At 35.2% G+C, this 15268-nt stretch carries 14 protein-coding genes; 7 read left to right on the plus strand and 7 right to left on the minus strand.

What is annotated here, in order from left to right:
- Nucleotides 1-143 precede the first annotated feature (143 nt).
- From dapA to PMI13_RS08600, 4 genes are all read left to right on the plus strand, one after another.
- Nucleotides 144-1016 carry a 4-hydroxy-tetrahydrodipicolinate synthase gene (gene dapA / locus PMI13_RS08585; RefSeq protein ID WP_007842765.1) on the plus strand — a complete coding sequence of 291 codons (873 nt, stop codon included), beginning with the start codon at nucleotides 144-146 and terminating at the stop codon, nucleotides 1014-1016.
- A gap of 111 nt (nucleotides 1017-1127) precedes the next feature.
- On the plus strand, nucleotides 1128-1631 hold the full coding sequence (locus PMI13_RS08590) for a GNAT family N-acetyltransferase (RefSeq protein ID WP_007842766.1): 504 nt from the start codon (nucleotides 1128-1130) through the stop codon (nucleotides 1629-1631).
- Between the two features lie 295 nt (nucleotides 1632-1926).
- The gene (locus PMI13_RS08595) at nucleotides 1927-2508 is read left to right on the plus strand and encodes a helix-turn-helix domain-containing protein (RefSeq protein ID WP_034670567.1); all 582 of its coding nucleotides are present in this window, start codon (nucleotides 1927-1929) and stop codon (nucleotides 2506-2508) included.
- Entirely contained in the window at nucleotides 2501-2947 is a 447-nt protein-coding gene (locus tag PMI13_RS08600; RefSeq protein ID WP_007842769.1) for a response regulator, read from the plus strand. The genes PMI13_RS08595 and PMI13_RS08600 overlap by 8 nt, the downstream gene beginning before the upstream one ends.
- A 606-nt stretch (nucleotides 2948-3553) precedes the next feature.
- Here PMI13_RS08600 and recG read toward each other — a convergent pair.
- The 6 genes from recG to PMI13_RS08630 form a co-directional block, all read right to left on the minus strand.
- On the minus strand, nucleotides 3554-5638 hold the full coding sequence (gene recG / locus PMI13_RS08605; protein ID WP_007842771.1) for an ATP-dependent DNA helicase RecG: 2085 nt from the start codon (nucleotides 5636-5638) through the stop codon (nucleotides 3554-3556).
- Between the two features lie 157 nt (nucleotides 5639-5795).
- Entirely contained in the window at nucleotides 5796-6329 is a 534-nt protein-coding gene (locus PMI13_RS08610; RefSeq protein WP_007842775.1) for a thioredoxin family protein, read from the minus strand.
- A 44-nt stretch (nucleotides 6330-6373) separates the two neighbouring features.
- A complete protein-coding gene (locus PMI13_RS08615) occupies nucleotides 6374-7885 on the minus strand; it encodes a peptide MFS transporter (protein WP_007842776.1) in 1512 nt (503 codons plus the stop codon).
- 32 nt (nucleotides 7886-7917) lie between these two features.
- Nucleotides 7918-8253 (minus strand): DUF1016 N-terminal domain-containing protein, encoded by a 336-nt coding sequence (locus PMI13_RS08620; protein ID WP_007842777.1) that lies wholly within the window; start codon nucleotides 8251-8253, stop codon nucleotides 7918-7920.
- 61 nt (nucleotides 8254-8314) lie between these two features.
- Entirely contained in the window at nucleotides 8315-10069 is a 1755-nt protein-coding gene (locus tag PMI13_RS08625; protein WP_007842778.1) for a peptide MFS transporter, read from the minus strand.
- 135 nt (nucleotides 10070-10204) lie between these two features.
- A complete protein-coding gene (locus PMI13_RS08630; protein ID WP_007842779.1) occupies nucleotides 10205-11860 on the minus strand; it encodes a peptide MFS transporter in 1656 nt (551 codons plus the stop codon).
- Nucleotides 11861-11944: 84 nt separating this feature from the next.
- Here PMI13_RS08630 and PMI13_RS08635 point away from each other — a divergent pair, with 84 nt between their 5' ends.
- Nucleotides 11945-12190, plus strand: coding sequence for a hypothetical protein (locus tag PMI13_RS08635; protein ID WP_007842780.1), 246 nt, complete (start codon nucleotides 11945-11947; stop codon nucleotides 12188-12190).
- Nucleotides 12177-12482 (plus strand): type II toxin-antitoxin system RelE/ParE family toxin, encoded by a 306-nt coding sequence (locus tag PMI13_RS08640; protein WP_007842781.1) that lies wholly within the window; start codon nucleotides 12177-12179, stop codon nucleotides 12480-12482. Before PMI13_RS08635 ends, PMI13_RS08640 begins: the two co-directional genes overlap by 14 nt.
- Nucleotides 12483-12540: 58 nt before the next feature.
- Here PMI13_RS08640 and PMI13_RS08645 read toward each other — a convergent pair whose 3' ends face one another.
- Nucleotides 12541-14670 (minus strand): S9 family peptidase, encoded by a 2130-nt coding sequence (locus tag PMI13_RS08645; RefSeq protein WP_007842783.1) that lies wholly within the window; start codon nucleotides 14668-14670, stop codon nucleotides 12541-12543.
- A 122-nt stretch (nucleotides 14671-14792) separates the two neighbouring features.
- Here PMI13_RS08645 and PMI13_RS08650 point away from each other — a divergent pair, with 122 nt between their 5' ends.
- A complete protein-coding gene (locus PMI13_RS08650) occupies nucleotides 14793-15266 on the plus strand; it encodes a hypothetical protein (RefSeq protein WP_007842787.1) in 474 nt (157 codons plus the stop codon).
- Nucleotides 15267-15268: the final 2 nt, after the last annotated feature.

Below are 15268 nucleotides of genomic sequence, written 5' to 3' on the forward strand. Positions count from 1 at the left end.
TACTTTTATAAACAACTTCAGTCGTGGCGATGTCATAATTTCTTTTAGTATATGCAAATATAATTATATGTATAATAAAACATTATTTTTTATTACAAATTCTTGGTCTAAATTATTAAATTTGGGGAAAATAATTCTAACAGATGAGCATTTTAAAAGGAGTAGGTGTAGCTTTGGTAACACCCTTTAATGAAGATTTATCCGTTGATTTTGACAGTTTAACCAAACTTGTTGAATATAATATCGAGAACGGAACCAATTATTTAGTGGTATTAGGAACGACAGCGGAAGCTGCAACCCTTTCTGCTGAAGAGAAGAAACAGGTAACAGATCATATCATAAAGGTAAATAATAAACGCCTTCCTTTAGTGTTGGGAATTGGAGGAAACAATACCCTTGAAGTAAAAGAACAAATTGAAGAGGCAGATCTTTCAGCTTTTGAAGCTGTACTTTCTGTATCTCCGTATTATAATAAGCCTAATCAGGAAGGGCTTTATCAGCATTATAAGGCTTTGGCTTCCACCGGGAAGAATATTATTATCTATAATGTACCTTCCAGAACAGGGCAGAATGTTGAAGCTGATACCACCATTCGCCTGGCAAAAGAATTCCCTAATTTATTTATGATTAAGGAAGCAGCACCAAACATTCTTCAGTATTTTGATATCTTAAGAAAAAAACCGGAAGGATTTTCTCTTGTTTCGGGAGATGATGAATATACATTACCTGTTACTTTAGCAGGTGGAAACGGTGTGATTTCCGTGATCGGGCAGGGATATCCAAAAGAGTTTTCCACAATGGTACGGCTGGCTCTTGAAGGAAAAGTAAAAGAGGCCTATGAAATTCATAATAAGCTGGTTGAAATTACCCGCCTGATTTTTGCAGAAGGAAACCCTTGCGGAATTAAAGTTATTTTAGCTGAAAAAGGAATCATTAAAAACTATTTAAGGCTTCCCCTTGTAGCTGCATCAGAAGGATTGTATGCTAAAATCAAAGCTGAAATGACAAACATTTAAGTAAAGTGAATCGTGAATTTTACAGTTAAATTGACCATTCACCATTGACACTAAATATTTTAAATAACAAAGTGAAAGGTTCCGGCTTTTCACTTTTTTTAATCAGGAATCATGAAATTAATTAAAGCAACAGAAAAAGATATTCCAATGATCCAGGAGCTGGCAAGAAGATCCTGGCAGAAAGCTTATGCCGAAATACTTTCTGACGGGCAGATGGAGTATATGTTGAGTACGATGTATTCTGCAGAAGAAATTTCAGGCCATCTTCAAAATCCCAATTATCATTATTATTTGATTTTAGATGAAGCTACAGACTCATTTGACGGGTTTATCGGCTATGAGCATGCTTATGAAAACCAGACCACAAAGCTTCACCGCATTTATCTTGTTCCTGAAAGTAAAGGAAAGGGATTGGGTAAAAAAGCACTTGTCTTTCTGGCAGAGAAAGTGGCGGAAAATGGTGACGGGAGAATTATTCTGAATGTAAATAAATATAATGAAGCCCGGAAGTTTTATGAATCGCAAGGCTACAAAGTCTATGATGAAGGGGTTTTTGATATTGGAAATAATTTTTTCATGGACGACTATTTAATGGAGTTTATAATTCACAAATAATTGACTTAAAATTCTGTAACATTATCTTATAATTCTATAACAAGTGATGTTTTTTTTTGGCTGATATTTGTATCAGAACCAAATCACTTAATAACAATACATTCATATGCTTGGTTATAAGCTGTACAAAGCTTTGATCAGTATATTTTTTTCATCCTTAGTGTTTAAATTCCTGTATTCAATAATGCAGGAGTTTTTTGCATTTTTTAAGTAAATATAATTTTTTTATCCTATTTCACTTTGTTATGAAATAAAGTACTATATTTACTTAAAATTTAGACACACTTATATCAGGATGAAAATGTATGTAAAATTTGATTTCAACGCACTTTGTAAGAAGGTGTTGGATGAGAAACTTAAAGAACAGGGCTTGAAATACCGTTTGCTGAACTTTGGTGAGGTAGAATTTTATGAATCATTTACCCAGGAGCAGCATACTACTTTCAAGAAAAACCTTGAAGATTATGGCATTGAAATTATCGAAAGCCAGAAGACCACTCTGGTACAGAAAATAAAAGATGCTATTGTAGAACTGGTTTTTTCGGATGATGTAATTCCTGTAAAGGCATCGATCTATATCGCCGAAAAACTAAACCACAGCTATGGTTATTTATCAAATCTATTTTCAGAAGTAGCCTATACCTCGATAGAGAACTTTATAATTCTTCAGAAAATAGAATATGCTAAAGAATTAATCATTAATAATAAACTTAGTCTTACTGAAATTGCCCATAAGCTTAATTATTCCAGTGTTGCCCACCTCAGTACACAGTTTAAGAATACAACAGGTATTACCCCTTCCCAGTTTCAGAAACTGATAACGAAAAGAAGGAATGCACAAAGTATAATTATTAATACTAAAATGCTTTATGAATAAAGAATACCTGAACGTTATTCTTGCAGAGTATGATGAAGGGAATCTTGTTTTTTTTAAAAGCATATTGAAAGATTTAAAAATACCGGTTAAAGTTCAGTCTTTTCAAAACGGGGAAGATCTGATGGGGTATCTCAATAATAAAGAAGCTCTCATCCCTGAAGTTTTGTTTATAGATTATAATCTTCCCGGAAAAAGCAGCATAGAATATCTTGAGGAAATTAAAATTGATTTCAGGTTCAGTAATATGATTATTGTTGTTTATTCAGATGAGCTGTCTGAAGCGGAAGTAGAGGAAGCTTTTGTGAAAGGAGCCAATATTTATATGAAAAAGCCAGGGAGTTATAATGACTTAAAAAAGGTGATTTCAGAAATTATTGCCATCAACTGGCAGTATCATACTTCAGGATTGAATAGAGAGAATTTTATCATGAAAGTATGATGAATAAGGGATAATTTGTTGCTCAATGTTAACTTAATATTTTATATTTATTACATAATATTCACAATTAGGTGAAAATTTTATAACGATTAAATATAATAATATAAAAATTTTTTGAGTATAAATGATCAAATTTGTATTATAAATGATAACACAAATTATCTATATAAAAAAACAGTAAATGATAAAGTAATTATTTCTGTTTAGAAAACTAAATTATATAAATCACAATGTTAGTCAAGCAAAATGAATTATATGAATTTCCAATGTTAAGCGCAGAAGATCTTTAAACAAAACGGTACAATCATGAAAACTCGATAGTTGGGGGAATAAGTTATATTCGTTTCATAAAAATCATCCTCTGACGACCTAGTTAGTTTTTATAATAAGTAAGTTGGAAACATAGTTCATTTTGTTTTTCATAATTTATTTAGTAGTAGCTTAAAAAATAGTCATTCAAATAATATATAAATATTTTCAAACACCACATCACAAAGTATTAAGTGTTCTACTAAATAAATTTTTTTAATCAGAACAAAAGTAATTTCTTCTAAATAACAGTTTTATAAGGGGGCCGCGGAAAGATTATTTCTTTTCGCGGTTTTTTTATGAAATTTTGCTCCATTTATTTTTGCCTTTATAATACCTTACATAATAATTTTTAATCCCCTGGTTTTCGGCACGGCTCAGCAGAGGATCTGCTTCAAGAATTTTTTCAACCGTTTTTTTTGTACTTTTAATAATAGCAGAATCATTTACCAGATCCAGTCTTTTAAAATCTACAACACCGCTTTGCTGGGTTCCCAGGATATCGCCGGGGCCACGAAGCTGCATATCCACTTCAGAAATTTTAAACCCGTCATTAGTTTCAGTCATTGTTTTGATACGGGTTCTGCTCTCGGTAGATAATTTATCCGAAGTCATCAGTATGCAATAACTTTGCTCTGCACCACGTCCGACACGTCCCCTTAGCTGATGAAGCTGTGATAAGCCGAATCTTTCGGAGCTTTCAATGACCATTACAGAAGCATTCGGAACATTAACCCCCACTTCAATCACAGTAGTAGCTACCATGATTTCTGCTTTTCCGGAAGCAAAATAATTCATTGCGGCATCTTTTTCATCCGGTTTCATTCTTCCGTGAAGCATCGTAACATTATATTCCGAAAAAGAATTCATCACCTGGTCAAGGCCTTCCATCAGGTTTTTATAATCTAAAGTTTCAGATTCTTCAATCAGCGGATAAACAAAATAAACCTGTCTTCCTTTCTTAATTTCGTCTCTACAGAAATTATACACGAAGACCCTGTCTTTTTCACGTCTGTGAGCAGTAATAATCGGCTTTCTTCCTACCGGCATCTCATCAATCACAGAAACATCCAGATCAGAATAAAAGCTCATCGCTAAAGTTCTCGGAATAGGTGTGGCGGTCATGACCAGAATATGAGGCGGGATTTTATTTTTAGCCCAGAGTTTTGCCCTCTGTGCCACTCCAAACCTGTGCTGCTCATCAATAATTGCCAATCCCAGATTTTTAAATTTTACTTTATCCTCCAGAACAGCGTGTGTGCCTACAAGAATAGATAACTCGCCGCTTTCGAGTTCAGCATGGATGATTTTTCTTTCGGATGCCTTGGTAGAGCCTGTTAAGAGACGAACATTGATATTGGTTTCCCGTAATAAATCTTTGATTCCGTTATAATGTTGCTGAGCAAGGATCTCAGTCGGAGCCATCATACAGCTTTGAAAACCATTATCCATGGCAATAAGCATAGTAAGTAAGGCTACCATTGTTTTTCCGGAACCTACATCACCCTGCAGAAGCCGATTCATCTGAACCGGTTTTTTCATATCAAGACGGATCTCCTTTAAAACCCTTTTCTGCGCATTGGTAAGCTCAAACGGAAGATGGTTTTCGTAGAAACCGGTGAAATAATCCCCTACGATAGGAAACGGATTTCCAAAAGATTGGCTTTTCTGATGAAGTTTTTTTAAAACGTAGCCCAATTGAAAAAAGAAAGACTCTTCAAATTTTAATCGGTTATTGGCTCTTTCAAAATATTCTAAGTTTTGTGGAAAGTGAATATTCAGATAGGTGTGTTGCCTGGAAAGGAATTTAAAAGATTTTATCAGGTAATCGGGTAAGTTTTCCTGGATGAGGCTGGGAATTTCTTTACAGATATTTCTCAGAATGGTCTGGAAAAATTTCTGGTTTAAACCACGCTTGGTTAATTTTTCCGAACTTGGATAAATCGGTTTCAGACGATTATCGTTTTCCTTATTCTCTTCAATCTCGATCTCGGGGTGCGGCATCGAAAACTGCTTGTTGAAAACATTTATTTTTCCGAAAATATAAATTTCTTTATTGATGGGAAGCTGCTCTTTCATCCATTTTGAATACTGAAACCATACCAGATCCATAGTTCCGCTTTCATCATTGAATTTGGCAGTAAGACGTTTGGTTTTTCCGGTTTGAATTTCCTGGATCTGGGTTATTTTTCCCTTCAGCTGAATTTCAAGATTGCTTTCCTGGAGCTGGGAGATTTTATATACTTTATTTTTATCCAGATACCGGATAGGATAGAAGTTGAGAAAATCTTCCACGGTGGAAATTCCCAATACATTTTTAATGAGTTTGGCTTTCTCCGGACCGATTCCTTTTACATATTCTATGGAGGTTTCTAAAGTCATTTTATCTGGAACCCTGGTTTCGGGATTCTGATTTTGAATAAAAAAACAAAGGTTCGAATTTCGGTAAAATAAAAAAGACTTCCAAAAAAAAATTGAAAGTCTGATGAGTAATTTATTCATTATTTGCAACCCGGAACCTCAGACCCCGGACCGTCAATTAATCTTCTATTTTAGATTTGAATTTTTTCTGATAATCTTCCCACTGTTCCCGGCTACGGATTTTCTTATACGTATCTTTTGAAATCAATTCAAGATAGGGCTCAAGCTCTTTAGCTGATAATTCTCCCTGCAGAATGGTGATCGGGTCGCCCTTTTCATCTAAAAAGACCGTACTTGGGACTGCTGCTACATTCATATACTGGGTAAATTCATGCAGAGAGTTTTTTCCTTTTTTCTGCTCGATATTATGGTTCGAAAATGTTCTTCCGAAAATTTCGATGCTTTTCTTTTCCTCGGCGTTAAACTTCACGGGATAATAATTTTCATTTAAAATCTGAGCAATAACTGCATGTCCGTAAGTTTTTTTGTCCATTATTTTACATGGGCCACACCAGTCTGCATAAAAATCGATAAGGATTTTTTTCGGATTTTGCTTTTGGGCTTTCAGGGCTTCATCAATACTCATCCATTTGATCTGGGCAAAGCTGAAACTTATTAAAAACAGGGCTATTATGCTTATCAATTTTTTCATAAGAATTTTAATTATTAATAAAAATAAGCATAATAAGCTTAAGTTTATTTTACATCTTGCATTAATTTTTTCACATACGGGGATATCAAAATTAATACCACCCCGGCAATTACCGCATATAATCCCAATTGTTTATATCCATCAGTATAAGTGATTAAAGCATCATAGTTGGTTGAGCTTTCTTTTGCGGTAGCCATATTGGCCCCGATAATTCCTGCTACGTACTGTCCATAGGCAGAAGCAAGAAACCACATTCCCATCATCATTCCCTGTAGATTTTTTGTGGAAAGCTTTGTCATAATCGATAACCCGATTGGCGAAAGGCAAAGTTCCCCAAGAGTGATCACCAATAAAGCAATGGTAAAGAAATTTAAAGAAGTGATTCCGGCAGAATTGGCAAAAAGTTTTGTAGCAAACAGAACATAATAACCGATTCCCAGGAAAATAAATCCTAACCCGAATTTAATAAGCGTGTTGGGTTCTATTTTTCTTTTATTCAGCCAGATCCATAGCAATCCAATAAGCGGTGCCAGGAAAATGATGAAAAATGCACCTCCGGAATTGTTCACTCCATTAGGGTCTAACCCTAAAAGGTCTTTGTTTAAGTTTTTGGCAGCAAAAATACTTAGTGAACCTCCGCTTTGCTCATAAATTCCCCAGAACAGGATAGAAAACAGGATGAAAACCAATGCTGCCCAAAGTTTTTTACGTTCAGAAGGTGTTACCTTAGTCATTTCATAAAACAAATAAAGAAGGGTGAGAGGCCCGATCGTATACATAAAATAATCTGTATATTCTGTTTTTGCGACCATGATCATAATAACCGGTATAAAAACAAGTGAAAGCACATACACGCCGTATTCTTTCCATTTCGAGATCGGTGCAGACTTTACTTCTGCCAAAGGATGTCCCGGCTGAAGCCCGATCGTTCCCAGGCTTCTCTGAGTGAATATGAAATTAATTAAACTTATAACCATTACAATAGCTGCTAATCCGAAGGCGATATTCCATCGTGCTCCTTCGGGAATTAAATTTTCGAGAATTTCTCCTTTTCCGATGGCAATACATAAATATCCACCCAATAATGCCCCAAGGTTAATTCCGGCATAAAAAAGGGAGAAACCAGCATCGGCTCTTGAGTCATTCGGTTTGTAAAGCTGTCCTACCATTGATGAGATATTCGGCTTAAAAAAACCGGTCCCTACAACGGTAAAAGCAATTCCTAAAAAGAAAAACTTATGTGGATCTGCTGCTAAAATCAAACTTCCCACAATCATTAAAAGGCCACCCCAGAACAAAGATTTTCTGAATCCCAGTATTTTATCTGCAAAAAGACCACCTACAAAAGTAAAAGCGTATACAAACGCCTGTGTGGCGCCATATTGAAGGTTAGCTTCTTTTTCATGAAAATTTAATTGTGAGATCATGAAGAAAACCAACATTCCGCGCATTCCATAAAAACAGAAACGTTCCCACATTTCAGAAAAGAAAAGGCTCCAGATTTGTTTCGGGTATTTTCCTTTAAAATTTTGTATTTCGTCTAAAGTTAAGCTCATAATGATTTATGATTGTTTATTAAGGGTTTTTATTATTCTGATTGGGCTAAATGATAATGGGACCAGCACAATTGTAGAGACGATGTGTCAATAATTGGAAATGCAAGATAAAATTTATGCATATTGGAAAGATTGGTGTAGTCAAAACCTTTCCCAAATTCCAGGAATAACTTTTGAGAAAGATTCTTTAACGTATATTTTCCATAAGCAGCCCGCTCTTTTCCTTTCTGTTCATCTTCTACAATCAGTTGTCCAATCTGCCGGCAGGTAAGCAATAAGGTAGAATTCGCTATCCGAAAAGCCTTTTCGTGCGACTGTTTAATAATTTCCTTTACGGACTGGAACAAAGAATCTTCAGAAGCTTCCATTATACGAAAATAAAAAAAACCTCCGACTTGGCGGAGGTTTTTAAGTATTTTGTTGATACACTTAGTTTACACCATGCATCATTTTCTTTAAGAGTGGTGAAATCACTGCTAATATAATGGCAGCAATACCACAAAGTACTACAAATACCATGAAGAACTCAAATAAGTTATGGATTTCAAATCCTGCAAATGTTGGGTTTTGTAATGGTAACTGAGCTTTTTCAAATGCCGCAACCTGATCAGTGGTTAAGGTTACTTTTTTATCTAACACATCCTGGAGATTAACCCCTATTTTTTCTGCTTTTTCAAACTTATCACCTGTAGCCGGGATAAGTGCTCCTAATGAACCTGCAAGTGCATAACCAGCAGCATTAGAGATAAAGAAAACACCATATAATAATGAAGCAAATCTTTTTGGAGCCAACTTTCCAACCAATGATAATCCGATCGGGGATAAACAAAGCTCACCACAAGTCTGGATGAAATATAGAAGCATAAGCCATTTTATAGCCAACAGTCCTGAATTTCCGAGGTCTTTTACATTGTGTGCAATAATGAAATAGCTTAAAGCGATTAAAGCCAGACCAATAGCCTGTTTCAGCGGAGATACCGGCTCTTTTCCTTTTGCTCTTAATTTATCCCAGCATAAACTAAACGGAACTGCCAATAACACTACGAAGATTCCGTTGAAGATCTGAACCATCGAAGGCGGCATATTCCATCCGAAAATATTTCTGTCTGTTTGGTTGTCTGCGATAAAGGTAAGCGAAGATCCCGCCTGCTCGAAAGCTGCCCAGAAGAAAATGATAAAGAATGATACAATGTAGATCACCCAGATTCTTTGTTTTTCAACCTTATTTTCTGCAGAAGTCATGATCAGGAAAGCTAAAGAAATACCGGCTGCATAGATGAAAGGATAAATAATCCCTTTGATTAGCTGTCCCATTTCTACAGAGTTAAATCCGAATTCTCCTACCAATAAATATCTGAAAGCAAAAAATAGCCCAACGAATATGATTCCGGTAAACGCTAAAAATTTGCTTGAGAATTTGGCAGTCTGAGTTTCTCCCTCTTCAAAGTCTGCACTTGTATTGTGTTTTGGTAATCCTCCGATAGGTCTTCCTTCCGGTGTTACAACATATTTGTTTTTAAGGAAAAAGAAAGTTATTGTTCCTATGATCATCGCCATAGAAGCAGCCAGGAATCCCCATTTGAAAGCAAAAATATCTCTTACTCCTGTAGTAGCATCCTTTACATCTCCTAAATACGGGCAGATAAACTGTCCTAAAAATGCCCCGATGTTAATTCCCATATAGAAAATAGTGAAAGCAGAGTCTAATTTTGATTTTTCCTGCTTCGGATAAAGGCTACCCACCATTGAGGAAATATTAGGTTTGAAAAATCCATTCCCGAAAATGATAACGAATAAAGCCAGCCACATGATCAGCTTAGCACTTCCTATACTGCCGGAAAATGTAGAGGCACTGATAAAAAGCAAAAACTGGCCAATCGCCATTAATGATCCACCGATTAAAATTGCATTCCTGTTTCCGATATATTTATCAGCAATAAAACCTCCTAATAGAGGAGTCAGATAACATAAAGCTAAAAATCCACCATAGATGATCGCTGCATCAGCTTCTTTTATTAATAGGGAATTTACCATAAAGAGCGTCAAAAGTGCTCTCATCCCATAAAAGTTGAAACGCTCCCACATTTCTGTTCCGAAAAGAACCCATAATCCTTTTGGATGCCTGGAACCCTTATTCTCTACAAATTCATCCGGTTTCGGACTTAATGCTTCAGTATTATCCATTTTTTATTGTTAATTTTTGTTAAGACTAGCAAATATAGTTTTTTTTGAGTTTTTGGCAAGGTTTTAATTTTATATTTAAATAAAAAAGCTGCAGAACGAATCTACAGCCTTACATTCATTATAAAAAATAAAGGATTAATGTCCTTTTTCTCTCATGATTTTATTTAATTTTTTTAACATTGAAAGCCCTAATAACGTAGCAAACATTAATAAAGCGAAGTTGACAAGAAAATAATTTATTTTATTGTCATAGCTGTACCAGGTACTTGCCAGAATTCCTGAAAGCTTGTTTCCTACGGAGTTGGCAAGGAAAAATCCACCCATCATCAAAGCTGTAATTCTTACAGGTGAAAGTTTGGAAACAAAAGATAATCCCATTGGGGAAAGACAAAGCTCACCTACAGTAATTACCCCGTAACCGGCTACTAACCACCATGAAGAAACCTTTACAGCTCCATTGTCTCCGGCCATTACAGCCAATGCCATTACTAAGCATGATAACCCGGAAATGAATAATCCTAAAACAATTTTTGTCGGAGTCAGCGGTTCTTTTCCTTTTCGTCTCAGCATAGCCCAGAATCCCACGATGACCGGTGTTAAGGCAATCACCCAAAACGGATTGATGGATTGGAATAATTCCGTATTGTATAAATAGACTTTACTTTCAGGATTTTTTTCTAATTCTGCACGTTGCTTAGAGGAAATATTTTTAAAATAAATATCTTTTCCCTGTTCCTTAATTGTGTTTCCGTCTTTATCTTTTTGGGACTGGAACTGGTCATCATAAACAGGAACTTCTTTGTTTTCATAGCTTTTTCCGTCAACCATATAAATTTCTTCCAATGGTTTTTCTACGGATGCAGGAACACTCCTGTCGGTATAATAATTAGCCCATCTTGTCAATGCTGTTCCATTCTGTTTGAAAACTGCCCAGAAGAACATACTGATTAAAAATACGGAAAGCAAAGCTCCGATTGAAGACTTTTCTTCCGGTTTTGCTTTAAAATAAAGGGATGCATAAAAATAGATAACAGGAACACAGGCAAAAATAAAGGCATCAGTGCTGTCACTTCCGAAAATATTTCCCGGGACAAACCAGCCGATAGCTCCTGCAATAATAGCAGGCAGGAAAACTTTCATTAAGATTTCTGAAAGTTTTGTATCACCTTCCTGTACGGGTTTCATCTGTGCTGCATGGATGTAATGTTTTCTTCCGATGGTAAAAATCACCATCCCGATCAGCATTCCCACTCCGGCAGTGATGAAAGCTTCACCCCAACCGAATTTATTACGCATGAAAGCGGCAATGATATTACATATAAATGCCCCGATATTGATTCCCATGTAGAAAATGTTGTACCCGGAATCTTTATTGGCTTTATATGGCTCTTCAGAATAAAGATTTCCCAGCAAGGTAGAAATAGTAGGCTTAAAAAAACCGTTTCCTATGATGATTAATGCTAAAGAGCCGTAAAATAGGGGTAATTCTTTGAAAACTCCCATCCCGATATATCCTGCGGCCATCAGAATACCTCCTAAATAAATCGATTTGATATATCCTAAAATCCTGTCAGCTAAAAATCCACCGATAAAAGGAGTAAGATAAGTTAAAGCGATGTAAGTTCCGAAAATGTCATCTGCAGTTTTGTCGGGAAGTCCAAGCCCTCCTTTTAAACCGGTTGGTTCAATCACATACAAAACAAAAATTCCGAGAATCAGATAATACCCGAAACGTTCCCACATTTCCGTAAAGAAGAGGAAAGGCAATCCCTTAGGATGTTTAGTCTTCATATTTTCAAGTTTCAAATTTCACAAATATAAAATTTTAAAAACAATAATCGAATTTTATTAACTTTGAATAAAATAAACCGAATTATGAATACCGTATTCCACTTATCCTCTGCTGACGAAATTAACGAAGATTTAATTAGAAGCATAAAAGCTGCATTTAAAAATAAACCAATTTCAGTAACAATTGAGGAAGATTTTTCCATTCCTAATTGGCAAAAAGAAGAGGTAAAAAGAAGGGCTCAATATGCAAAAGAAAATCCGGAATCTCTTTTGGATTTTGATAATTTCATTGAAAATTTTGAGAGAAAATTGTTAGATGAAAAGAGTTAAAGTGGTTATTTCCGAAAATGCAGATTTTGATTTAAAGGAGATTACTGATTGGTATAATGCAAGAAATAAAAAGTTAATTTGGATATTTTTAAAAGATTTAAAAGAAAAAGTTAAACATATTTCCGGAAATCCCTTAGCGTGTGAAATAAGATATGAAAATTTTAGAATAGTATTTTTAAAGAAGTTTCCTTTTGGAATTCATTATTTTTACGACGAAGAGGAAAATTTAATTGAAATATATTCCGTCTTTCATACTTCCAGAGATCCTGAAAATTGGAAAGCAAGAAAATAAAAATCCGAATCTTACATTGAAGATCCGGATTTTTTATTTATTAAATTTTAAATGGATTTTACAAATTCTCCAAGATAAAATCAGTCATTTTCTGATATAGCTGCGGTCTTGTCTGTCCACCATAAATTCCGTGATTTTTATCCGGGTAAGCCATGAAATCAAACTGTTTTTTGTTTTGAATCAATGCTTCCGAGAATTCCATGGAATTTTGGAAATGTACGTTGTCATCAGCAGTTCCATGAATTAAAAGTAATTTTCCTTTTAATAAATTAGCATATTCAGTAGGAGAGTTTTTATCATATCCGTCAGCATTTTCCTGAGGTGTTCTCATAAACCTTTCCGTATAGACCGAATCGTAATATCTCCAGTTCGTTACCGGGGCAACTGCGATTCCGGCTTTGAAAACATCAGCACCTTTTGTCATGGCTAAACTCGTCATGTATCCTCCGAAGCTCCATCCGAACATACCGATTCTGCTTTTGTCGATATAAGACTGGTTTCCGAACCATTTTGCTGCAGTGATCTGGTCTTCAATCTCATATTTCCCTAAATTCATATACGTCACTTTTTTGAATTTAGCTCCTTTATACCCGGTTCCTCGTCCGTCAACACAAGCTACGATATAGCCTTTCTGAACCAGATGATTGAACCATAACGCATTTCCCTGATCCCATGAGTTGGCAACCTGCTGAGAACCCGGCCCTGAATACTGGTACATAAATAATGGGTATTTCTTATTGGGATCAAAGTTTTTAGGCTTCATGATCCATGCATTCATCTGGTCTCCCACTGAATTTGGAATCGTTATGAATTCTTTATCAACGAAATTATCAGCCTTCAGTTTTTGAAGTTGTTCGTTATTATTCTGAAGCTCCTTTACTGTTTTTCCGTTACCGTCTTTTAAGATAAAAGTGTAAGGTTTTGCAGCGGTAGAAGAGGTTTCGATGAAATAATTATAGTTTTTACTGAAATTGGCAGAGTTATTTCCTTCTGCGTTAGAGATCAGCTGAGATTTTCCGTTTTCGATATTGATCTTGGAAACCACTTTGTTGATGCTTCCTTTTTCAGTAGTTTGAACATAGATTTCTTTAGATCTCGGGTTGTAACCATAATAATCCGTTACTTCCCAATTTCCTTTTGTTACCTGTTTTTTCAGTTTGCCGTCTTTATCATACCAGTATAAATGACGGTTTCCGTCCCTTTCAGAGCCCCAAAGGAAAGAATCATCTTCCAGGAATTCTAAAGTCGGACTATCCGTATCGATCCATTTTTCATCAGTTTCTGTAAATAATTTCTGAACGGCCCCTGTTTTTGTATTTACCTTTAAAATGTCGGAAGCATTTTGAATTCTCTCGGAAGTAATTAAAACAATTTCATCCGGTTTTGCCGTCTGAATAACGTTTGGAATATAATAATGTTTAAAATTATCTAAACTGATTGCTGTTTTTTTACCACCATCCAAAAGATAAATGTAAGCTGAAACTACAGAGTTTTTTTCTCCGGCTTTCGGGTACTTATAACGCATTTCTTTAGGGTAAAGTGATTTTCCGTAAATCGGAATGTAAATTTCCGGAACTTCACTTTCATCTAATTTAACGAAAACAATGGCATCGGAATTTTTCGTCCATTCATATAATCTGGTATGCCCGAATTCTTCTTCATAAACCCAGTCTGCTAACCCATTCAGAATTTTATTTTTAACTCCGTCTTGTGTTATTTGGATGATTTTTCCTGAATTTAAATCCTGATAGAATAAATTATTTTCAGAAACAAAGGCTACTTTTGTTGCATCAGGTGAGAATCTGGGCTCCTGAACAGCTTTTCCGTCATTCAGGCTGATTGCTTTTCCTGATTTTAGATCTTTTACATCAAATTTTCCTAAAAATGAATGTCTGTAAATCTGCTCACTTTCTTTCAGCAAAAGAATTTTAGATTCATCATCAGAAAATTCATAGCTTTCATATTGGCCGTCTACAATATTTCCTTCTTTTTGAGAAGTCTTGTAAGAATATTTGGCGATTCCGGTAGGCTCAATCACGAGATAATTTTCACCGTTTTTCATTGAAGTAATTCCGGCGATGCCTTTTCCACGGTAATATCCTGAATATATTTTATCTAAAGTAATTTCCTGTGCTGATAGGCTTTGAAATGTAGCAGCAATGGTAAGCGTTAATAAGAATTTTTTCATTTCTAATTTTAATGGATTTCAAAGATAACAATTTTATCAAAATACATGAAAAAAAGCTTTCTTATACCCGCTTTGGCAAAAAAATTGAATAGATATAGATACAATCAAGTTAAATAATAATTATGGAAACAAATGCTTACAACCAGAAACTAAACCGTTATGTTTTAAATGACCGGATCGTTTACACAGGTTTTTCAAGTTTTAAAGATGCTGAAGAATGTGCCCATAAAAAAGGGGGAACATTGGTGGAAGTGGGTTTTAAAGATGGGAATGATAATCCTCAGATAACAGATGATGCAGGACTTGTAGAAAAAAAACTCCATTATTATGTTGATGCAGGTGATGAGTACAGATTTATCCATTCATCAGATCCCGGATTCAGAAAATATGCAGATGAGCTGCAGAAAATAAAGGCTAGTAACGATAAAACGAGTCCGGACGAAAGATATTTTGCCAATTTTGAAATTGAAAATATAGAAGACCCGATTATTGTGATCAAAAATGGTCATCTGGAATCGGTGACATCCAGAGAGCGTTCAAAATATTTGAAGCATGCTAAAGTATATGAATTAGGGGTATCCTTACCAAAATCTTAAAA

Origin of the sequence: Chryseobacterium populi (assembly GCF_000282115.1) — a bacterium.
GTDB lineage: Bacteria > Bacteroidota > Bacteroidia > Flavobacteriales > Weeksellaceae > Chryseobacterium > Chryseobacterium populi.

Excerpts from the sequence above, each read along its gene's own strand:
- PMI13_RS08630 (WP_007842779.1), bottom strand. The coding sequence starts at position 11,860 with ATGAAGACTAAACATCCTAAGGGATTGCCTTTCCTCTTCTTTACGGAA.
- PMI13_RS08650 (WP_007842787.1), top strand. The coding sequence starts at position 14,793 with ATGGAAACAAATGCTTACAACCAGAAACTAAACCGTTATGTTTTAAAT.
- PMI13_RS08615 (WP_007842776.1), bottom strand. The coding sequence starts at position 7,885 with ATGAGCTTAACTTTAGACGAAATACAAAATTTTAAAGGAAAATACCCG.
- PMI13_RS08595 (WP_034670567.1), top strand. The coding sequence starts at position 1,927 with ATGAAAATGTATGTAAAATTTGATTTCAACGCACTTTGTAAGAAGGTG.
- PMI13_RS08620 (WP_007842777.1), bottom strand. The coding sequence starts at position 8,253 with ATGGAAGCTTCTGAAGATTCTTTGTTCCAGTCCGTAAAGGAAATTATT.
- recG (WP_007842771.1), bottom strand. The coding sequence starts at position 5,638 with ATGACTTTAGAAACCTCCATAGAATATGTAAAAGGAATCGGTCCGGAG.
- PMI13_RS08590 (WP_007842766.1), top strand. The coding sequence starts at position 1,128 with ATGAAATTAATTAAAGCAACAGAAAAAGATATTCCAATGATCCAGGAG.
- dapA (WP_007842765.1), top strand. The coding sequence starts at position 144 with ATGAGCATTTTAAAAGGAGTAGGTGTAGCTTTGGTAACACCCTTTAAT.
- PMI13_RS08600 (WP_007842769.1), top strand. The coding sequence starts at position 2,501 with ATGAATAAAGAATACCTGAACGTTATTCTTGCAGAGTATGATGAAGGG.
- PMI13_RS08645 (WP_007842783.1), bottom strand. The coding sequence starts at position 14,670 with ATGAAAAAATTCTTATTAACGCTTACCATTGCTGCTACATTTCAAAGC.
- PMI13_RS08625 (WP_007842778.1), bottom strand. The coding sequence starts at position 10,069 with ATGGATAATACTGAAGCATTAAGTCCGAAACCGGATGAATTTGTAGAG.
- PMI13_RS08610 (WP_007842775.1), bottom strand. The coding sequence starts at position 6,329 with ATGAAAAAATTGATAAGCATAATAGCCCTGTTTTTAATAAGTTTCAGC.
- PMI13_RS08635 (WP_007842780.1), top strand. The coding sequence starts at position 11,945 with ATGAATACCGTATTCCACTTATCCTCTGCTGACGAAATTAACGAAGAT.
- PMI13_RS08640 (WP_007842781.1), top strand. The coding sequence starts at position 12,177 with ATGAAAAGAGTTAAAGTGGTTATTTCCGAAAATGCAGATTTTGATTTA.